The organism is Lachnoclostridium sp. Marseille-P6806 (genome assembly GCF_964238185.1).
Classification (GTDB): Bacteria; Bacillota; Clostridia; order Lachnospirales; family Lachnospiraceae; genus Brotaphodocola.
Window position 1 is genome coordinate 104,573 of record NZ_CAXSLG010000008.1, and the last position, 20,858, is coordinate 125,430.

Below are 20,858 nucleotides of genomic sequence, written 5' to 3' on the forward strand. Positions count from 1 at the left end.
CATGGAACAGATGATTCTGGCATCTGCCTCACCGAGGAGATTGGAGCTTCTTCGGCAGGTAGGAATAGAACCGGTGGTAGAGCCCAGCCATGTGCAGGAGGTAATCACAAGCACGATACCGGGAGAGGTAGTTATGGAGCTGTCCCGGCAAAAGGCGGAGGATATTGCAGGGCTGCACAGAGGGGAGCCGGTGATCGTGCTGGGAGCAGATACGGTGGTGGCAGCTGACGGTAAAATTCTGGGGAAGCCAAAGGATCGGGAGGACGCTATCCGTATGGTAAAGCTTCTTCAGGGCCGGAGCCATCAGGTCTATACAGGAGTAACCCTGGTGTTCTGTGGAGAAAATTCTTCACAGAACACCAGCCCTGTCATTACTTTTTTTGAAGAGACAGAGGTTTGTGTATTTCCCATGACGGACAGACAGGTGGAAGCCTATGTGGATACAAAAGAACCCATGGATAAGGCAGGGGCTTATGGCATACAGGGGAAATTTGCTGCTTATGTCAAAGGCATTGTCGGGGACTACAATAATGTAGTGGGACTCCCTGTAGGGAGAGTGTGTCAGGAGCTTGGAAAGCGGGGAATCAAGTTTTAAGGATACAGAAAATGAAAGGCAAAGGAAGCCTGAGGTCAGGAGGCTTCCTTTGCTTTCTCTGCAAATTCTGTTGTTACCAGCTTTTCGTAGGGAACCCGGGTATTCAGTTCACCCGCTTCTTCAAGAATATTCTGCAGCAGTTCAAAGCTGCTTTTTTCAAATATCAAATCGTTTTTCCAGGTATCCTGGGCTTTATATCGTTCAATAATAGCAATAATGTTTTCCAGAGGCGTTTCTGGAAACTGAGGCTGAATGGTTTTTGCAATTTCTTCCGATGAATGGGTATTTACATACTGCATTCCTTTTTGAAGTGCATTGGTAAATTTCTGAATGATGTCAGGATGGGAATCCAGATAACTTTTTCTGGCACAGTAGGCAGTGTAAGGAACATAGCCGGAATCTGTGCCAAGAGAGGCAACTACATATCCCTTTCCTTCCAGCTCCAGACCGGTGGCAAAGGGCTCAAATTCAACCGTATAGTCGCTTGTATTTCCCGCAAAGGCTGCAGCAGTAAGGCCAAACTGAATACTCTGATCAATGGTGAGATCGGTTTTGGGATCAATGCCATTTTTCTTCAGAATATATTCAAAAACCATCTGGGGCATTCCTCCGGCTCTTCCGCCCAGAACCGTTGTTCCTTTCAGCTTTTGCCAGGAAAAGGAAGGATCCGGGTGTCTTGCCACAAGGAAGTTTCCGGCTCTTTGGGTCAGCTGGGCAAAATTGACAGCATAGTCCGGCGCATCCTGGGCAAAGGTATAAATACTGGCCTCTGATCCCATAAAGCCAATGTCAGCGTCGCCGGACAGAAGGGCTGTCATAACCTTGTCAGCTCCTGCTCCATTGACCAGAGTCAGGTCAAGACCTTCTTCTGTAAAATATCCCAGCTCAATGGCTGCATACTGAGGGGCATAAAAGACAGAATGGGCTACTTCATTTAAAGTAACTGGGGTCATACCGGTTTTACTTTTTCCAGAGCAGCCGGAAAGAGCGACAGCGGCGGATAAGGCGGCTGCCAGAAAAAAATAAGGGGTGATTTTTTTCATCATATTCCTCCTGAGAGAAGATTTCCTAATACAATGTATCAGAAAATTGACAGAAGGTGTCTGTCCGGTCAGAAAATTTTACAGACGCTTTTTCAGGAAAGAAAAAAACGGACACGATTTTACATAGATTTAACATAAATTTTAAATGATGAGGTAGAAAGTAAAAATACCATTATGATATGATAAAAACCGTGTTAAACAACACACGCAGAATCAAAAAGCATGAAGAAAAGAATATGAGCGGGGTAATCCCGCATACGGAGGAAAAGAGAGGATGAATGGAACCATGGAAGTGGCGTTTGGTATGGCCGGAGGACTTGCTCTGTTTTTGTATGGCATGAACAGTATGAGTGATGCTCTGCAGAAGGCGGCTGGAGAGAGAATGAAAAGCATTTTAAGCTTTTTGACCAAGAATCCAGTAATGGGAGCCCTGGCCGGAGCCCTGGTAACAGCTGTGCTGCAGTCCAGCTCTGCCACAACAGTTATGGCAATCGGCTTTGTCAGCGCCGGGCTGATGAGTTTGCCTCAGGCGATTTCAGTTATTTTCGGAGCAAACGTTGGTACGACTATGACAGCTCAGCTGCTGGCATTTCAGATCAGCGATTATATTTATCCGATTATCTTTATCGGTTTTCTGATGAATTTTGCAGGAAAATCAGAAAAATTAAAGAATGTCGGTCTTGTGATTTTTTCTTTTGGACTTTTATTTGAAGGAATTGAGATTATGGGAAGTGTGATGAAGCCTTTGGCTGGAAGTCCCTTCTTCATTAATCTGATTGGAAAGGTGTCTCAGATTCCGATTCTGGGAGTTTTGGTTGGTCTTTTCATGACACTGATTGTTCAGTCCAGCTCCGCCACGATTGCGGTGCTTCAGAATTTTGCCTCTCAGGCCGGGCCCGATGGCGTCAGCAGTGTGATTGGCCTTGCAGGAGCAATCCCGATTCTTTTGGGTGATAACATTGGTACGACCATTACAGCGCTTCTTGCATCCATTGGGCAGTCTAAGAATGCAAAGCGGACGGCAGTGGCCCACAGCGTATTTAATATTACAGGAAGCATTGTATTCTTGTTTATGATTCCTGTTCTGACGGCTTTTGTGCAGATGATTTCTCCCAAGGGGCCAGAGGTGGCTGTTATTTCCCGCCAGATTGCAAATGCCCATACAACTTTTAACGTTGTCTGTACCCTGGTATGGCTTCCTTTGATTGCGGTTATGGTAAAAATCGTAAAACTGATTATTCCGGGAGAAGATCAGAATGAAAATCAGGCATTCCAGGCTAAGTTCCTGGATGAGAAGGTGATTGGGCAGCCGGTTGCAGCTATGTATCTCGTGTCTCAGGAGTTAAATCGGGGAGCAGAGCTGGCAGAGGGAATGCTTGATTTGGCTAAGGAGTCTCTTACCGGAACCAACCGAAAGGAGGCGAGGATGGAGTTTGCAGGTTCCTGCAGTGCTCTAGAACGCCTTCAGAAGAATATTTCCCAGTATCTGACGAAAATGCTGTCCAGCGGCGCTATGACAGAAATTCAGGCGGAAAAAACAGCAGGTCTCTTATCAGTATCAAACAATCTGGAGCGTATTACGGAGCGGTGCAGCGACATTCTGCAGATTGTAGAAAAGGTGCAGAATGAAAACCGCCAGATTTCCGATGAGGCAGTGGGAGAACTGAAAAACTGTTTTGCTATTCTGAACTATCTTTTTGAACATGCAATGGAGGCGGTTCGCACAGGTGACTGGGAGGCGGCAAGGAAGGTAAGCCGCAGTAAAAATAAAATGAGAAAGGCACAGAAGCAGTTTACAAAGGCCCATATGGCCAGGGTAAAGAAGAATCTTTGTGATTCGTCCATGCTGGAGGATTTTTCTAATCTTTTGTACAATCTGGATCGAATTGCCGATAACTGTGTCAGCATCGCGGAAGAGGCTCTGGACGATGTGATTTTTGTGAATCTGGAGGAGATGCATAAAGAGGAAGGTACTGTGTAAAGCAGTATCTTCTTTTTTTGGGAAAGTTCTGAAAGAATCTGTTTGCATACAGGTATCAGCTGTGCTATGATGTTTCTACAGTAAAGTGGGAAAGTGCTATTGAATACAGAAATACGAGGGAGGAAAAAGAAATGAGGTTTTTTGTAGATACAGCAAATGTAGACGAGATCAGAAAAGCAAATGATATGGGAATTATCTGCGGAGTTACCACAAATCCTTCTCTGATTGCAAAGGAGGGACGAGATTTTCATCAGGTGATTCAGGAAATCGCCTCGATTGTGGATGGTCCGATCAGCGGGGAGGTAAAGGCAACGACAGAGGATGCAGAGGGGATGGTGAAGGAAGGACGGGAAATTGCCGCAATCCACCCCAATATGGTTGTAAAGATCCCCATGACAGCCGAAGGCTTAAAGGCTGTGAAAATTTTAAGCGCCGAGGGAGTGAAGACCAATGTGACTCTGATTTTTACAGCGGCTCAGGCACTTCTTGCTGCAAGAGCAGGCGCAAACTATGTCTCTCCCTTCCTGGGACGTCTGGATGATATTTCTACGCCGGGAATTGAGCTGATTGAAGATATTACAGAGATTTTCATGGTTCACAATCTGGGTACCCAGGTGATTGCTGCAAGCATCCGCAATCCGATCCATGTGATAGACTGTGCAAAAGCCGGTGCAGACATTGCCACAGTTCCCTATAAGGTTCTTATGCAGATGATTCACCATCCACTGACAGATGCAGGAATTGCCAAATTCCAGGCAGATTACAGAGCTGTGTTCGGTGAATAGAAAACGCGGGGGAAGGTTATGAATTACAAAATGATTGTGCTGGATCTGGATGGTACTCTGACCAACAGAGACAAGGTGATTACAGATAAGACCCGTCAAGCCTTGATGGAAGCCCAGAAAAGGGGAAAAAAGGTTGTTCTTGCATCCGGACGGCCTACCTACGGCGTAGTTCCCCTGGCTGAGGAGCTGGAACTGGGAAAATATGGTGGCTGTATTCTGTCCTTTAACGGCGGTATTATTATGGATTGCCGGACAGGAGAGGTGCTTTTTCAAAAAAAGCTTCCGGCAGAGGCGAACCGGAAAATTATTGGTCTGGCTCAGGAGGAAAGGGTAAGCAGTATTCTGACCTACCAGGACGGCCTGATTATTACAGACAACGAAGAATGTCCCTACGTGAAGATTGAAGCAGGGATTAATCACCTGAAGGTGCGTCAGGTGGGCTCTATGGCTGACTATGTGGATTTTTCTGTGCCTAAGTTTCTGATGTGTGATGACGGAGATTATCTGGCGCTGACAGAAGCCAGAGTAAAGGCGGCGCTGGGACGTGATTTCAGTGTGTACCGGTCAGAACCCTTTTTCCTGGAGATTCTTCCAAAGGGCATTGACAAGGCTCAGAGCCTTTCTCAGCTTCTGAAAGTGCTTGGTATCGAGCGGGAAGAGATGATCGCCTGCGGAGACGGGTATAACGATATTTCCATGATTCAGTATGCAGGTCTGGGCGTTGCAATGGAAAATGCGGTGCTTCCTGTGAGAAAAGCAGCAGATTATGTAACTCTTTCTAATAATGATGACGGCGTTGCCCATGTAGTTGAAAAGTTTTTGCTGTAAAACTATAGACTTTAAAATTTTACTGTGCTAAACTATGAAAGAAGACTATCAGGTCAATCATGAAAGGAAAGAAGGGAACCCCGGTCTATGAATAAGAAAATAAAAACAGAAGCAGTGGATCATCTGTTTCAGGCAATTTTGACACTGAAAAACCCGGAAGAATGCTATATCTTTTTTGAGGACGTATGTACGGTTAATGAGCTCTTATCTCTGTCACAGCGTTATGAGGTAGCCAAAATGCTTCGGGAGAAAAAAACCTACCTGGAAATAGCAGAGAAAACCGGTGCGTCTACAGCAACCATCAGCCGGGTCAATCGCTCTTTGAATTATGGCAATGACGGCTATGATATGGTATTTGCCAGACTGTCGGAAAAGGACGGGGAAGAATAAAAGAGGGCTAACTAAATTATAAGAGAGCATAAGAAAAAGCGCTGGTTTCAGCGCTTTTTTCTGGTCTCTGAAGTGTCAGCTTCTGATTCTTCACGAAGCTGATCGATCATCATTTCTACCATTTGTTTTTTTAAATAGACATCAAAGGACAGCTCACTGATAAAGGCAAACAGCTGTAAATACTCCTGATCTTCTACAGGAAAATCGGCAAAGGTTTCTTCAGAAGCCTGAAACTTGGCCTGAATATCTGCTTTTAACCGTTCCATCTGCTGATCCTCTAGGGAGAATACCTCCTCATAAATCCGGCTCAGGGAAGGCTCTGCGCTGCTGTTAAAGTACTGTTCCGTAATAGGACGAAACAGCTGTTCAATATCGTGAAAAGAAAGCAGGTTCTTGTAATAGTAGATAAACAACAGAAGAATCAGATGCTCCTTGCTGTATTTTTTCTTTACAGGGGGCGGAAGCAGGTTGTTCTTTGCATAGTTGTTGATCATAGTTTTTGTAAGAGCCTTGTCTTCCGGATTCCGCTTAGCTTTTCTCAGATGCTCTTCCATAAAGGAGGTCACCTGATCCATGTAGAGATCGATCTCCGGGATTTTTTCCAGCTTGATATAGGAGATGGTTCCCAGACGATCCAAAATGTCGTTCAGTCGTTCCTTGTTTGTTTTCATTTGCTCACCTCTGACCCTATTATATAGTATTGAAAACCAGATGACAAGAGGGTGAGGAAATACTTTGCATAAATTTTCCTGTTTCTCCATATACTGTTTTTGTAAAGGAGGAACGAATACTATGGCGAGACGAGCGAGGAAAACACCGTTGGAAAAATGTCAGGAGGAGCTTTTGACGGTGAAGGCTTCTATTGAGCAGTATGATCATTGTCTGGAAACTCTTCGGGAAAAGGAAAAGCAGCTGGAAAACCAGATTTTGATGGAAAAATTCCGGGAGATCAATGAATTGCTGGAGCTTCAGAACCTGTCTTTAGATGATTTAAAGGACATGCTCGGAGAAAAAAAGGTGGAAACGCAGGAAGCCTCCTGATTCTCAAAAAAATTTTGATAGAAAAATAAAATTGAGATATTGTTGAATTCTTCTGGAAAAACCGTTATAATGGATGCAGAATAAGAGAAAATTCACAGGAGGCTATGAACATGAAAAAAGTACTGGCAACAACTAAGGCACCGGCAGCAATTGGACCGTATTCTCAGGCTATCCGCGCAGACAAATTTGTTTTCGTTTCCGGACAGCTTCCCATTGACCCGGCAACCGGAGAATTCGCAGGAGACGATATTGCAGCTCAGACCAGACAGTCTCTGACCAATATCCAGAACATTCTGGCCAGCGAGGGACTGACCATGGCAAATGTAGTAAAAACCACTGTTCTGCTGAAAAACATTTCTGATTTTGGCGCAATGAACGAGGTTTATGCTTCATTTTTCGAGAGCGACTGCCCTGCAAGAGCAGCATTTGAGGTAGCTGCCCTGCCGAAGGCTGCCCTGGTTGAAATCGAAGCGATTGCATATGCAGAATAAGCCCTGAAAAGACAGAGAAGGAGGCCGGAGCAAACCCAAAAGGTTTGCCCCGGTTCTTTTTTTATGATATACTAGCCAGAAGAATCAGGAAGAAAGATGAGGATAAGGACTTCATGGCAGTTTACGATACATTAAATCCCATGCAGAAGGAGGCGGTGCTCTGCACAGAAGGACCGCTTCTTGTGCTGGCAGGGGCAGGCTCAGGAAAAACAAGGGTTCTGACCCACAGGATCGCCTATTTAATCGAAGAAAAAAAGGTAAATCCATGGAACATTATGGCAATTACCTTTACGAACAAGGCAGCAGGAGAAATGCGGGAGCGTGTAGACCGTTTGGTAGGGGAAAAATCCGACAGTATCTGGGTCAGCACCTTTCATTCCTCCTGTGTGAAAATTCTCAGAAGATTTATTGAAAATCTGGGATACAGCAGAAGCTTTACTATTTATGATGCGGATGATCAGAGAACTTTGATGAAGCAGATTTTAAAAAAAATGGAGCTGGATCCAAAGCAGTTTCGGGATCGGGCCATGCTGTCTGCTATTTCCAATGCGAAAAATGAACTGATTGGCCCGGAGGAATTCCGCCTGAACGCAGAGGGAGACTGGAGAGAGAAGAAAACGGCAGAGGTTTATGCCATGTACCAGGAGGAGTTGAGAAAAAACAATGCGCTTGATTTTGATGATTTGATTTTTAAAACTGTGGATCTGTTCCGAACCAATCCAGACGTACTGGAGTATTATCAGGAGCGATTCCTGTACATAATGGTGGATGAGTATCAGGATACGAATACAGCTCAGTTCCAGCTGGTTTCTCTTCTGGCAGGGAAATACAAGAATCTCTGTGTCGTAGGCGATGATGATCAGTCGATTTATAAGTTCCGCGGAGCCAATATTGGAAATATCCTGGATTTTGAGTCTACCTTTCCCGGAGCAAGGGTGATTAAGCTGGAACAGAATTACCGTTCTACAGGAAATATCCTGAATGCAGCCAACGGCGTGATCTGTAACAACCAGGGCCGGAAGGAAAAAACTCTCTGGACAGCCAGGGAAGAGGGAGAACCTGTAATTCTGCGCCAGTATGAGCAGGCAGGCGAGGAGGCTGCAGGGATTGTGAAAGAGATTCTGGAGAGTGGAAAGGATTATCGGGATTTTGCAGTTCTTTACCGGACCAATGCCCAGTCCCGGATTTTAGAAGAGCAGTGTGTAGCTGCTAATCTTCCTTATCGGTTGGTAGGCGGAGTTAATTTCTATCAGAGAAAAGAAATTAAAGATGTTCTGGCCTATTTAAAAACGATTGCCAACGGTCAGGATGATCTGGCAGTGCAGCGGATCATCAATGTTCCAAAGCGGGGAATCGGAGGAGTTTCTATTGGAAAAATCACGCTTTGGGCTGCGATGCAGAATGTAAGCTTTTATACAGCCTGTACTAGGGCAGGAGAGATAGAAGGGCTTGGAAAGGCGGCCGGAAAGGTTTTGGCCTTTACAGGGCAGATCGCGGCCTTCCGAAGTCATCTGGAGCGTGGGAGCAGTATTAAGGAGCTCATAGAAGAAATTCTGGAGGATACAGGGTATCGAAAAGAACTGGAGGATGAAGATGATATAGAGGCGGAGACTCGTCTGGAAAATATTCAGGAGCTGATGAACAAGGCGGTTAGCTACACGGATGGCAGTGAAAATCCGGAACTGAGTGAATTTCTGGAAGAAGTTGCCCTGGTGTCAGATGTGGATCGAATGGATGATTCACAGAGCAGAGTAACGCTGATGACCCTTCACAGCGCAAAGGGACTGGAGTTTCCGGTGGTATATTTAACAGGTATGGAGGACGGACTCTTTCCCAGTATGATGTCGATTGCTGCAAATGATGAGACAGAGCTGGAGGAAGAACGCCGCCTTTGTTATGTGGGAATTACCCGTGCCATGGATCGGCTGGTACTGACCGGTTCCAGATTCCGCATGGTGAATGGAGAGACCAGATATTCCTGCCTCAGCCGTTTCGTAGATGAGATTCCCAAAGAAGTGATGAAGGAGGAGCGGCTGGAGCCGCGCCTTGGAAGAAAGATTTCAAGAGATGAATTTGCTGATGACAGTTTGCCCTGGAATCAGGCGCAGACCAGACTTGGAGTCAGCAGGTTTGGAGATCGTCCCAATGCTTATTTTGATAAGCCGTCTGTAGGAAGGGGAGCTGAGGGCGGAAGTAGCTATGGAAGCAGAAATGGTTTTGGAAGCGGCTTTGGAGGAAGGAGTGCTGCAGCCGGAAGCAATTCGGGATTTGGGAAGGCCTTTACGGTACAGAAGCCGGCTTCTCTGGAGTATCAGGAGGGAGACCGGGTGAAGCATATAAAATTTGGCGAAGGCACGGTTCAGCAGATTCAGGATGGCCCCAAGGATTTTGAAGTGACCGTTAATTTTGACCGTGCAGGCGTGAAAAAAATGTTTGCGTCCTTTGCAAAGCTGCAGAAGGTGTGAGAAAAAGCAGCGAAAAACGGTTATAAAAAAGAGAAAATTGAATAAAATAGGATAGTAAAATGAGGAAATTGATGTTATAATGTTCAAGAGGGCATAATATGCCGCAATCACAGAAAGGACGTGAAACTATGAACAGATTCGATACCATGAGCAAGGATGCACTGAGCCGCGTAGAAGAGATTATGAATTCCACAAAGCTGAATGAATTCCTGCATAGAAAAGAAGAGGAAGAGAAAAAGAAAACCTGCATTCTCTGGGTACTGGCAATTATCGGTGCAGTAGCAGCAGTGGCAGCTATCGCATATGGCGTATACCGTTTCTTCACTCCGGACTATCTGGAGGATTTCGAGGATGACTTTGACGATGATTTTGACGATGATTTCTTCGAAGAAGAGGAAGAAAACGCAGATAAATAAAACAAGGCAGCGTGTCTCTGAGAGGGGGCACGCTTTTTGATTTCATGGGAAATTACGTCCTGCGACAGAAAATCAGAAAACAGTTTCCTATTATGCTGATTAATGGTATACTGAGATTCAATTGAGAAATAAAGAAAAAGGAGTATTCAGTGTGAAAAAAGGCGATTATTGTGAAGCAGTGGTAGAAACAATTGAATTTCCAAATAAAGGAGTTCTGCATATAGACGGAGAAAGAGTTATTGTGAAAAATGCTCTGCCGGGACAGACAATCCGGTTTGTGATTAATAAAAAGAGAAAAGGGAAATGCGAAGGACGCCTTTTAGAGGTTCTGGCACCTTCTTCTCTGGAGCAGACAGAAGGGACATGTCCTCATTTTGGCATCTGCGGAGGATGTCTTTATCAGAGTCTGCCCTATGAAGAACAGCTGAAGATCAAAGAGCAGCAGGTCAAATCCCTTATTGATGGAGTATGCAGCTCCTATGTGTTTGAAGGGATCAAGGGAAGCCCTGTGTTTAAGGGATATCGGAATAAAATGGAATTTTCCTTTGGAGATGAGTTCAAGGATGGCCCTCTTGCTTTGGGAATGCACCGCAGAGGGAGTTTTTATGATATTGTGAACACACCAGAATGCCAGATTGTAAATCAGGATTTCTGCAAAATCCTGACATACACCCTGGAATACTTTACAGAGAAAAAAGCCGGATATTATAAAAAGTTGCAGCATGTAGGCTACCTTCGCCATTTGCTGGTGCGCCGGGCTGTAAAGACAGGAGAAATTCTGGCAGCACTGGTTACTTCCGGGCAGACGGAGACGCTGGAGACCGGAGAAGAGGAACTTCTGGAGGGTTGGAGGGCAGGTCTTCTCTCCCTTCCCTTAGAGGGTTCCTTTGCGGGGATTCTTCATATCCGCAATGACAGTCTGGCAGATGTGGTCCAGAGTGATGAGACAAGAATTCTGTACGGCAAGGATTATTTTTATGAGGAACTTCTGGGACTGAAATTCCGGATTTCTCCCTTTTCCTTTTTCCAGACCAATTCTCTGGGAGCAGAGGTTCTTTATGAAACCGCGCGTGGATATGTGGGTGAGACAGCAGACAAGGTTGTTTTTGATCTGTACAGCGGAACCGGAACGATCGCTCAGATTATAGCTCCGGTAGCCAGCAAGGTAGTAGGTGTGGAGATCGTAGAGGAAGCTGTGGAGGCTGCCCGGGAAAATGCAGCAATGAACGGACTTTCCAATTGTGAATTTATTGCAGGAGATGTGCTGAAGGTAATTGACGAGCTTCAGGACAAGCCGGATCTGATTATTCTGGATCCGCCCCGTGATGGCATTCACCCTAAGGCACTGGAAAAGATTATTGATTTCGGCGTGGATCGGATGGTTTATATTTCTTGTAAGCCAACCAGTCTGGCTCGGGATTTGGTGGTACTGCAGGAGCGGGGGTACCAGGTGGAGAAGGTGTGTTGCGTAGACATGTTCCCGGCTACGGCGAATGTGGAGACTGTGTGTCTCTTGAGCAACCGAAAATCTAAGCCCGATTCTTACGTAGACTTAAGCATCAATATGGAAGATTACCATAGAATTAAGAACGAAGAAAAATAATGTAAAAACGGATGTGGAAGCTAAAAAAACTTCGTCAGACAGACCGTGAAATGACAACACCGTTGTTTCTTCTTCGATGTGTACAATTAGGCTTATCGATGGCAGATTTGGAACTGCTGTCGATAGGCCTTATCAATGATATGTATGCGGAGAGCAGAAATGATGATTGTAAGTATGCACAGATTGCGACACAAGAGGATTTTGATAGATTTTTATTTTGAAAAACATCCGCAAAACAATAAAAAATGCGGATGAATTTCTAAATAAGGAGGCAGAAGCGATGAAAACACGTGCGGAATGTCTTGAAAAATATGGATCAGATTATTTTATTGAGAAAAAATAGAAGAAGGCGAGCTGTTCAAAGTTGGAAAAGGAATATATTCGGAGAAGAAATATGTTTCGGAAATTGCAATGTTCGTATACAAATATCCGAATGCGGTTGTAACGATGAAAAGTGCTTTTTACTTTCACGGATTAACGGATGTGATACCGGATGAATGTGATTTGGCAACAACCCGTGATGCTACGAAAATCAAAGATGAAAGAGTGAAACAGTATTTTATTCCAGAGGACTTTTTCGAGGAAGGAATAGAGACTGATGATTATAAAGGGTCTGATATGCGGATTTACAATAAGGAACGTATGCTGATTGAACTTGTACGATATAAAAGTAAATTGCCTTTTGATTATTACAAGGAAATTATCCTAAATTACCGTAAATTACTTCCAATGTTGGCTATACAGAAAATTCAGGATTATGCGTTAATGGCACCAAAGAGTAATAAAGTGCTTGAAATTTTACAGATGGAGATACTCTAAAGATGAACTTGGAGAAGATGGCAGAGAAATATAGGGATGCTGGCTATTCAGAACGAAATGCGGATGCTCGTGTGTGTCAGGATATTGTGCTTAAGGCAATTGCACGAAGTAATCTTGGAAGAAATGTGACGATAAAAGGCGGCGTTGTGATGCGCAGCATTACCGGGAATGTGAGACGCGCTACGGAAGACCTGGATTTGGATTTTATCAGATATTCATTGGAAGATGAATCCATCCGATATTTTATTTCAAAATAGAATTGCCTTGAAGGAATTAGAATTGAAAACGTGTATATATTATCATTAAAGATGATGATGGTAATGTCATCGAAAGTAAAATAGACTTGGGCGTACATGCAAATATGAATATAGAGCAAGATACAAAGATATCTTTGATTTCTGCTATTTGAAAGATCATGTGGATATGTCACGGCTTGCAGATTGCATAAGGGCATATATCATTAACGAACCATCAATGAGAGAAAAGGATATGAATGGTGTGCGTAAGAGAGTAGCACTTACATTTTCAAATCGTCAGTTTAGAAGAAATGTAGAACATTCCGGAGACAGAAACTGGCTCCAGATAGATGTGGGTGTTGCATTTAAGATGATTCAAGATTTTTTGGAAACGGTTAATTTGGAAAAAACAATTTAATAATATGAGTACATATGGCATCTGTCAGTAAGTGATGGGTGCCTTTTTTGTGCTCAAAAATGGGAATGGATGAGATGTTTAAGTTTGATATTAGGGAGATTTCAAAAGAAGATGCCCTGAAAATGATTCAGAAATATCATTATTCCAATAGCACGGCTTTCAAGTCAACGAAAGAGCAGAGGAAAGTGATTTGAAAAGAGGGGCTCATGGAACAGAATATAGCATTTAAGCGTTGTGTAGATTTTCTGGCTTGTATGATTGAGAAGTACGGACAAGAGCTCCTCGATGAAATCAATGCAAAAGCGGGTGTAGAAGCAGAAACGAAAACAGAAGATACAAAGTCAGCGTAAATGGGGGTCGGAGTGTCGGCATCCATTTTTTATACTTCGAATATATTGAAAAACTGAAAATCAATGGCATAATAGAGTTGGGACAAATAATAAAAACGGTAATTCGATTTATGCCATATAGAATGTAATTGGAGGAAGCGATTATGGATAGCAGAAAACGTATGGGGAAAGATAAGAATGGAGTGATATTCCCTGTTGCTCCAAATCTTTCCGGAATGAGTGATAGTTATTTGGATTTTATAGAAGCAATCAAAAAAGAGATTGAGAACCAGAGATTAAAGGTTGTACTGAATGCAAACTCCAGTATGATCTGTCTTTATTGGAATATTGGTAAAGCTATTCTGCAAAAGCAAGAGGAAGAAGGCTGGGGTGCTAAAGTGATTGACCGCATGGCGAAAGACCTGAAAGATGCGTTTCCGGATATGTCCGGTTTTTCTCCAAGAAATATCAAGTATATGAGAAAATTCGCAGAGTGCTGGCCTGATTTTGAAATTGTGCAGCAGGTTGTTGCACAAATTCCGTGGCGAACCAATATGAAGTTGATGGATAAATTGAACACGCAGGAAGAAAGACTCTGGTATGCGTATAAAACGATTGAAAATGGTTGGAGCAGTAATGTTCTTGACTTCCAGATCCAGAGCAGATTGATTGAGCGAACTGGGAAAAGTGTAAATAACTTCCCTGTTGCCTTGCCTCCTACGGATTCTGATATGGCGAATCAGATTTTCAAAGATCCGTATTTATTTGATTTTCTTGGCACCGATATGCCAAGGCGTGAGGTGGAGATTGAACGTCAGTTGACGGAACATATTCAGAACTTCCTTTTGGAGTTGGGACAGGGCTTTGCGTTCGTAGGCAGACAGGTACATCTGGAAGTAGGCGGAGATGATTTTTACATTGATTTGTTGTTCTATCATCTGAAGCTTCGTTGCTATGTGGTAATTGAATTGAAAGCCTGTGATTTTGAGCCTGGATTTATCAGTCAGCTTAATATGTATCAGAATGTTGTGAATGATATTTTGCGCCATCCGAATGACAATCCGACCATTGGATTACTGTTGGTCAAAGGTAAAAATCAGACGGTGGTTGAGTATTCTCTTGCTGGATACCAGAATCCGATTGGTGTGGCAGAATGGAAAAATCAGATGGTAAAAGCACTGCCGGAAGAACTGAAAAGTAGCTTACCGTCTATTGAAGAAATTGAAAAAGAATTGGAATGAAGGGGCTGTCGCAAAATCATCAAATTAGATGATTGAGCGGCCCCCTGCTCTATATATAGAAAAATCCGGAAGAAATTCTTTTTCGTTTGGAACTTCTTCCGGATTTTTGGCGGGAGTATCCCAAAGTTTGGGACATCTCTGATATTGGCGCCATTTTCTATCAATTCAGCCATACCTTTACGATCAACACAGTAAAACCAAGCCCCATAAGAAAGAAAAAGGCCCCGCCAAGCAGAAATGCCCAATTCCCGCCGGATGCATGGGGGATGTAATATTGTTCTGGAGCGTTCTGATTATACAGCAGTTCGACCTGATCGCCAATCTCATAGGAGGAAGGGCTGACATTATGCTGGATTACTATCGTTTGTCCATTGGCCCGATATTGGAATACCGGATAGGAGTGCCATGTGCCATCCCTCCGCTCCTTATGGATGTCGATGACCTTTGCCGTTGCCGGTTCTTTGCAGACATGCTTATGGTACAGAGGATAGACCATGCAAAAGCTCCCTGCCACAACTGCAAATAAACTGATCGCAAGAGCGCAAATATAACCTGCCATACTTTTCCTCCTTACGGTCCTTCCAATCCTTTTTCAACGGTCTTATGATATTGATAGATATTGTATGCACCAATGGCAAACAATAATAATGCAGCTAAGATAAACAACTGGATCCCCCGCTTTCTGAACCCTTTCTTTGTAGGTGTTATTTTTATAGCCATCATTTTCTTTTTTGATGGTTCATTTATATTTGATTTTCCGCTCACTGTCCGAGCAAATGCCAGTCATTATCAGAATAGGAACTGAAATCCTCCTCAGGAGAACCTGTTGTATTGCTGATGATGCTGATCAGCATATCAAAGGGATCGATATTCGGATCAAATGCAATCAGGCTTTCCAGCATTTGTGGAATCTGCTGTTCCTCAATGAAAGGTTCTTCCTGCTCAAAACCCTGCACCAAATAGCGAGACTGGCTGCTTTCTGCATGGCAGACCTCGATCCGAAGGATCTTATCCTCGGTCAGCAGCACTTCACAGGAGACATTCCCTTCTCCATCAGAGCCTAAAAGAAATTCGCTGATTGGAATGGTGGTATACAGATTGTTGGCGTATGCATCAAAGGAAGATACATCATGGGCACGCCACAGGGTTTCGGCTACTGTGAGCGCATCCATGAGCGCATCAGATACTGGAACACCATATTCGAACTCCTCATCTATCTCGGTAATGGTGATTCCGCTTTCATCTGAATCAGCAGATGCATCGCCGGATGAGAACAGGGAAATCTCCATAGGTGAACCATCTTCGTGATACATCTTGACCTGGCTGCTGTATGAGCCGTTCTCCAAATTGTCCTCTACCTGGAGTTGTCCGTTCGGATAGTAGGCTTTATACGGCCCCTGGGCAATGCCATCCTCAAAGTTCATGTCGATCTGGAGCTGCCCATCAGGATAATACTGTCTGGCAGGACCGTGGAGGATTCCCTCACGATAAGTTTGCTCCATGAGAATATATCCGGTATCCGGGCTGTACTCTACCCAGAGACCATCCATCTCGCCATGGTGATAATTTCCTGCATGGGTCATGCTGCCGGTCTCCGGGTCATACTGCCGGGTCAGACCATGCCGATTGCCATCTTCAAAATTGGCATAGTCGATCAGGATGCCAGAGGCTGTATAGAGTGTAAACAGGCCGTTTTGTTTTCCCTTTTTCCAATGACCGGTTTCCTTCACAATGCCATCACTATACACAACGTCCAGGCCATCCAATTCACCGTCCTTATAGGAATAGAGAGACATCGAGTTTTCTGTGCAGGATCGCATCAATCCGGAAAACGGCTTCCCATTACTTTCCCGAACCATGATACCGCCTGAGCTGGTACATTCCGTTTCATCTACAGAAGGAAAATAGCGATACAATTCGTAGATGTTTTGATAGACCAGCAATAAAAAAGCAAGGGCAAGGAGGATTGCCTTGCTGCCAATGGAAACCACCATGCCAAGTGGTCCCATAGCCAAAAACAGGCTCCGGCTCAAGCTGGCAATGACAATGAAAATAAAAAGGCCAAATACGATAGCAGCAACACCTTTTATCAGCTGTGCATGGGAGCTGGCATCTGTAATCTGTGCCGGTGCTTCAGGATTGTAGTAAATCTCCACTGTGTCGCTAACCGAATAGAGGCTTTCCGATTCTCCTTTTCCGTATAATCGTGATTGAACCTCTTTTCCAGTGTCTGTTGTAAATGTTACAACCTCAAAATAGGTATACTCTGCGCGTTTTTGAATATCGTCGTTTTTTTGAGGACGCATTTCACAGGCTATTTGAATAACCTCCGCTGTGTCTTTTTGACCTCGTATACGCAAATTCAGCGCACGATATGCAGTCCCTGCGCCCTGTAAAAAGAGATACAGGGAAAGCCAGGTAAACAGCAGGGTGAACACCAGAAATACAGCAGATGCCACTTTACTCTTTTTCTTCTTTTTCGCCGGACGCCCTTCAATGGCAGCTTCTATCTTATCCAGGTCAGTTCGAAGCTGTAACGGCAGAACCTCCGCAATCTCTGACTGTAATTCCTCAATGTGCCGCTGCCAGTCCTGCCAGGTTCCTTCTGCCTCCCATTTGGCAGTCAAGTATCTGGTGTGTCCCTGGATCGTTCCGGAGTGGAGCGCATCCAGGGCAGAAAGAAGTTCATTTTTTGCGGCTTCATCTGTGGTAAAGCTGCATACTTTTCCTATAGTTTCAGGAACATCTTCCAACCGGCCGTAGCGGTTAAACTCAGAGAACAGCTCCGCAAAGGTCAGGTAGATCTCATCAAAATAGTCTGCATTTTCCGGCACATCGTCTAGCAGAGAAACATCCCGGCAGAGAGCAAACAGTCCCTGTAAGGTCCACAGGGGATTCTTTTTGGCTTCTTCCTCTAAAACCTCCATCAATATATGGAGCGTGCGATTTTCTGTCTGTTTATAATACTTCATACCTGTCCCTCCAACTTAAAACACAATTTAGTTTTGAGTTGTATATCTTGTACCTTGCATAAAAATTTGAAATTACTGTCTGAATTTTCTGCTTATCTTTATATTAATGAAATTATATTCAAAAAACAGAACAATATCAAGCTGTTTTTGTGAACAGCTACTGCTTTGTAGATATTTTTCGAGAGTTGACATAATATCTGCATCTTCTGAAGGATTGGAAGCTGCGAATCGGCCAGGCCGGTTTTGATTTTTCAGAAGGTACAGTTATTTGCCAAGAGTTTTTTCATAGACTGGTATCCAAGAATAACAGCCCATAAATAGGCACAGGTTTTGGGAATCATCAGCATTCCAACCAGGGGAACAGAATCGGCCCAGAGTACAACAGGAATATAAAAGCCGAAGCTGAGAAGAATAGTAAGCCACATACAGCGAAAATCCGTATCTCTGGTTTCACGGGCGCTTTTATAAAACAGGAGAAGGATGCAAAGGCCCAGAAGAGCAAAGGGAATATTCCGGTAAATACCCCAGGAAAGCGGAGCAGATGGGCTGGTCCACTGATTTTGAGGCATCAGGCAGAGAAGAATTCGAAGAGCTGCCAGGAAATACACCAGAATGGTAAGCTCCCTTTTCCCGCTTATGCGATACCGTATACGCCACACCTGGTAAAAAAGAACATAAAATATGGTCATGGTAATAGAAGTGACAAATTTTCCAGCGCCAAGAAGGGCGGTATAGTTTTCCAGACCGGTTGTGCATAGAGCGTAAATTCTTGGAACGAGATGAAAAGAATCTCCGACACCAAGAATAACAGCCATAATACCAAACAGGCGGTATTCTTTCTTTCCGTTACTTTTTCCAATCATCATGCCTCCAATGGTGATGACAGAGATTAAATATCCGATATCAAATAATGTTTCTGCAATTGCCTGCATAAAAAATCCTCACTTTCGTTTTAGTAAGTGTTATATTATGAACAATGTTCATTTTTGTTCCAAAGAAAGAGCTCCCAAAAGGGAACTCCTGAGCCGGGGCGCATTTGCTTCAGCGGCCTACAAAAGGGAATCATCCTGACGGTATAAAAGAAGCTCTGTCATTCTTATGATGCCGGAGCAGTTATAATCCTGCTGAAGCAGTGAGGACAGAATAAGGGAAAAAATAATATCCACAAATTTATGAGGAGTGAATTCCTGGTCAAATCGGCTGTGATCAATGGCTGGATCCTGCATCAGTGCCGCGTAAAAGCCGTTCTTAATATGACGCCAGGATTTTTCCATAAGTTTCTGTCCATCTTCCTTTTCTTCCTCCAGAAAGATCATGGAGTGGCCTGAGAAAAAGCCGGGATAAGTTTCATTGCCTCTGCGCATACAGTCATAGGCCCACTGGATACATTCTGTAAATCGGGAAAAGCCTGCCGGATTTTCTGGTTCATGGAAAATATCCTGCCATACGCTTTCTACAGTGGCCGTAACCAAAGAGGACTTATTTTGAAAATAATTGTAAATGGATCCGACAGAAATATCACAGGCCTTTGCTACATTGCGGATGTTTACAGCGTCCCATCCCTGAGTCCGGATTAATTCACGGCTGGTCTGCAGAATGGCTTCTCTGGAAGTGACAATGGTATTCAAGGGCTGGCTCCTTTCAAAATGAACTATGTTCATTATAAGTCTTTTTCAGAATTTGTCAAGAGCTTTTGTATCGCTCTGGAATGTGTTTTAGTATCAGCCTGAAATTGAAAGATGATGATTGAGACAAGAGAGAGGGAACGCAGAAGTCTTTCTGGAAAAAAGACGGTATTCAATTTGTCTGGATTTTGCTATACTGTAACAGGAAGAAAATGGCCGGATCGGCCTGAAATGGAAGAAGGAGGAATAGCCATGACGCCCACAGTGACGATTATTATCCCTGTTTATAATGCGGAAGCCAGTATTCACCGATGTGTGGACAGTGTTTTGAGCCAGGAGTATACGGATTTTGAGCTTTTGCTGGTAGATGACGGAAGCACAGATCATTCCGGTGAAATCTGCGATGAATACGGGAAGCAGGACAGCCGTGTGCGTGTACTTCATAAAGAAAACACCGGTGTTTCTGACACCAGAAATCTGGGGCTGGAAAATGCTCGCGGAGAATTTATCCAGTTTTTAGACAGCGATGACTGGATTACGCCAGATGCAACAGGACTGATGGTGAGAGCAGCCAGGGAAAGCGGCTGCGATATGGTGATTACTGATTTTTACCGGGTGATTGGAGAACGGGTTTCCCGCAAGGGAGATATTGATAAGGACGGAACTTTGACTCTGGAGGAGTTTGCAGGATTTATGATGGAAAATCCGGCTGATTTTTATTATGGAGTACTTTGGAATAAGCTGTTTCAGAGAACTTTGATAGAACAATACCGCCTGTCTATGGATAAAACAATTAGCTGGTGTGAGGATTTTATGTTTAATCTGGAGTACCTGCGCCATACAAAATCGATCTATGCGCTTCGGGTGCCGCTGTATTATTATGTGAAAACAAAGGGCTCTCTGGTGAGTCAGGGATTAAGTCTTTCAAAGACCATTAAAATGAAACGGATGGTTTTTGAGTATTACCATGATTTTTATAAATGCATTCTTACAGAAGAGGATTATGAGAAGAACCGCCTTTCTGTGTATCGGTTCCTTTTGGATGCAGCGGGAGACGGAGCGGTGCCTTTTTCTGTTTTTTCCGGGACACAAAAGCTTGGTGATGAAAGAAGCAGCGTGAATCATGAGGCTTTGGACAGTGACGGACTTCTTCTGGACGCATACAGAGATCGGAAGCTTCTGGAATATTATCTGGATCCGGTGGCAGATAAATACGGGCTCAGCCTTACAGAAGTGATTCTGTTGATTTATTTAAGGCAGAAGCCGCGGGTGGATACCTTAAAGGAGCTGGCAGATATTACCAATATGTCCCGCAGCCGTCTGGCGCTGGCCTTGAAAAAGCTGACTTTAAAGGAGCTGATTCGGACAGAGGATCAGGTCAATGCAGTACTTCTGGCTGCTGCAGAGCCGATTCTGATGGATTTGGGAAGAGCACAGCAGGATTTTGAGCTGGCCCGGTTTGCCGGTTTTCAGGAGGAGGAACTGATTCAGTATGCCTATTTTTCCAACCGGATTAAGAAAAACATTCAGCATGTTCTGAAAAAAGAAGGAGGAAAAGGAAATATTTATTTTTGATAATA

The 20,858-nt window shown here is 44.0% G+C and carries 22 protein-coding genes; 16 read left to right on the forward strand and 6 right to left on the reverse strand.

Annotated elements, in window-relative coordinates; translation table 11 throughout:
* Window position 1: 1 nt before the first annotated feature.
* Window positions 2–595 carry a nucleoside triphosphate pyrophosphatase gene (locus ACESON_RS11630; RefSeq protein WP_373110010.1) on the forward strand — a complete coding sequence of 198 codons (594 nt, stop codon included), beginning with the start codon at window positions 2–4 and terminating at the stop codon, window positions 593–595.
* Between the two features lie 35 nt (window positions 596–630).
* Here ACESON_RS11630 and ACESON_RS11635 read toward each other — a convergent pair whose 3' ends face one another.
* Complete coding sequence (locus ACESON_RS11635) at window positions 631–1,638, reverse strand: ABC transporter substrate-binding protein (protein ID WP_177959380.1); 1,008 nt, start codon at window positions 1,636–1,638, stop codon at window positions 631–633.
* A 274-nt stretch (window positions 1,639–1,912) separates the two neighbouring features.
* On the opposite strand from ACESON_RS11635, the gene ACESON_RS11640 reads away from it, so the two are divergent.
* From ACESON_RS11640 to ACESON_RS11655, 4 genes are all read left to right on the forward strand, one after another.
* A complete protein-coding gene (locus ACESON_RS11640) occupies window positions 1,913–3,619 on the forward strand; it encodes a Na/Pi cotransporter family protein (RefSeq protein WP_373110013.1) in 1,707 nt (568 codons plus the stop codon).
* A gap of 131 nt (window positions 3,620–3,750) precedes the next feature.
* On the forward strand, window positions 3,751–4,404 hold the full coding sequence (gene fsa, locus ACESON_RS11645) for a fructose-6-phosphate aldolase (protein WP_177959365.1): 654 nt from the start codon (window positions 3,751–3,753) through the stop codon (window positions 4,402–4,404).
* Window positions 4,405–4,422: 18 nt separating this feature from the next.
* A complete protein-coding gene (locus ACESON_RS11650; RefSeq protein WP_177959366.1) occupies window positions 4,423–5,232 on the forward strand; it encodes a Cof-type HAD-IIB family hydrolase in 810 nt (269 codons plus the stop codon).
* An 87-nt stretch (window positions 5,233–5,319) separates the two neighbouring features.
* Window positions 5,320–5,622, forward strand: a complete 303-nt coding sequence (locus ACESON_RS11655; RefSeq protein ID WP_177959367.1) for a YerC/YecD family TrpR-related protein — start codon at window positions 5,320–5,322, stop codon at window positions 5,620–5,622.
* Between the two features lie 47 nt (window positions 5,623–5,669).
* Here ACESON_RS11655 and ACESON_RS11660 read toward each other — a convergent pair whose 3' ends face one another.
* Entirely contained in the window at window positions 5,670–6,293 is a 624-nt protein-coding gene (locus tag ACESON_RS11660; RefSeq protein WP_177959368.1) for a DUF1836 domain-containing protein, read from the reverse strand.
* A 121-nt stretch (window positions 6,294–6,414) separates the two neighbouring features.
* Here ACESON_RS11660 and ACESON_RS11665 point away from each other — a divergent pair, with 121 nt between their 5' ends.
* The 10 genes from ACESON_RS11665 (at window position 6,415) to ACESON_RS11710 (ending at window position 14,681) form a co-directional block, all read left to right on the forward strand.
* Window positions 6,415–6,663, forward strand: a complete 249-nt coding sequence (locus ACESON_RS11665) for a hypothetical protein (protein WP_373110017.1) — start codon at window positions 6,415–6,417, stop codon at window positions 6,661–6,663.
* Between the two features lie 110 nt (window positions 6,664–6,773).
* Window positions 6,774–7,154, forward strand: a complete 381-nt coding sequence (locus tag ACESON_RS11670) for a Rid family detoxifying hydrolase (protein ID WP_177959370.1) — start codon at window positions 6,774–6,776, stop codon at window positions 7,152–7,154.
* 113 nt (window positions 7,155–7,267) lie between these two features.
* Entirely contained in the window at window positions 7,268–9,619 is a 2,352-nt protein-coding gene (gene pcrA, locus ACESON_RS11675; protein WP_373110019.1) for a DNA helicase PcrA, read from the forward strand.
* Between the two features lie 128 nt (window positions 9,620–9,747).
* Window positions 9,748–10,035, forward strand: coding sequence for a DUF4366 domain-containing protein (locus tag ACESON_RS11680; protein WP_177272891.1), 288 nt, complete (start codon window positions 9,748–9,750; stop codon window positions 10,033–10,035).
* 151 nt (window positions 10,036–10,186) lie between these two features.
* Window positions 10,187–11,638, forward strand: a complete 1,452-nt coding sequence (rlmD, locus tag ACESON_RS11685) for a 23S rRNA (uracil(1939)-C(5))-methyltransferase RlmD (protein WP_373110022.1) — start codon at window positions 10,187–10,189, stop codon at window positions 11,636–11,638.
* Window positions 11,639–12,049: 411 nt separating this feature from the next.
* Window positions 12,050–12,457, forward strand: a complete 408-nt coding sequence (locus ACESON_RS11690; protein WP_373110024.1) for a hypothetical protein — start codon at window positions 12,050–12,052, stop codon at window positions 12,455–12,457.
* 2 nt (window positions 12,458–12,459) lie between these two features.
* Window positions 12,460–12,714, forward strand: coding sequence for a nucleotidyl transferase AbiEii/AbiGii toxin family protein (locus ACESON_RS11695; protein WP_373110025.1), 255 nt, complete (start codon window positions 12,460–12,462; stop codon window positions 12,712–12,714).
* Between the two features lie 232 nt (window positions 12,715–12,946).
* Complete coding sequence (locus ACESON_RS11700; RefSeq protein WP_373110027.1) at window positions 12,947–13,111, forward strand: hypothetical protein; 165 nt, start codon at window positions 12,947–12,949, stop codon at window positions 13,109–13,111.
* A 206-nt stretch (window positions 13,112–13,317) separates the two neighbouring features.
* The gene (locus ACESON_RS11705) at window positions 13,318–13,461 is read left to right on the forward strand and encodes a hypothetical protein (RefSeq protein ID WP_373110030.1); all 144 of its coding nucleotides are present in this window, start codon (window positions 13,318–13,320) and stop codon (window positions 13,459–13,461) included.
* A 143-nt stretch (window positions 13,462–13,604) separates the two neighbouring features.
* Entirely contained in the window at window positions 13,605–14,681 is a 1,077-nt protein-coding gene (locus ACESON_RS11710) for a YhcG family protein (protein WP_373110031.1), read from the forward strand.
* Window positions 14,682–14,841: 160 nt separating this feature from the next.
* Here ACESON_RS11710 and ACESON_RS11715 read toward each other — a convergent pair whose 3' ends face one another.
* The 4 genes from ACESON_RS11715 to ACESON_RS11730 form a co-directional block, all read right to left on the reverse strand.
* Window positions 14,842–15,240 (reverse strand): DUF3592 domain-containing protein, encoded by a 399-nt coding sequence (locus tag ACESON_RS11715; protein ID WP_373110032.1) that lies wholly within the window; start codon window positions 15,238–15,240, stop codon window positions 14,842–14,844.
* A gap of 202 nt (window positions 15,241–15,442) precedes the next feature.
* Complete coding sequence (locus ACESON_RS11720; protein ID WP_373110033.1) at window positions 15,443–17,653, reverse strand: DUF3592 domain-containing protein; 2,211 nt, start codon at window positions 17,651–17,653, stop codon at window positions 15,443–15,445.
* Window positions 17,654–17,904: 251 nt separating this feature from the next.
* Window positions 17,905–18,585: a hypothetical protein gene (locus ACESON_RS11725; protein WP_373110035.1), complete on the reverse strand. Its 681-nt coding sequence runs from the start codon at window positions 18,583–18,585 to the stop codon at window positions 17,905–17,907.
* Window positions 18,586–18,702: 117 nt separating this feature from the next.
* Window positions 18,703–19,281 (reverse strand): TetR family transcriptional regulator, encoded by a 579-nt coding sequence (locus ACESON_RS11730; protein ID WP_177959765.1) that lies wholly within the window; start codon window positions 19,279–19,281, stop codon window positions 18,703–18,705.
* 111 nt (window positions 19,282–19,392) lie between these two features.
* On the opposite strand from ACESON_RS11730, the gene ACESON_RS11735 reads away from it, so the two are divergent.
* Window positions 19,393–20,853, forward strand: coding sequence for a glycosyltransferase (locus tag ACESON_RS11735; protein WP_373110037.1), 1,461 nt, complete (start codon window positions 19,393–19,395; stop codon window positions 20,851–20,853).
* The last annotated feature ends 5 nt before the right edge of the window (window positions 20,854–20,858 follow it).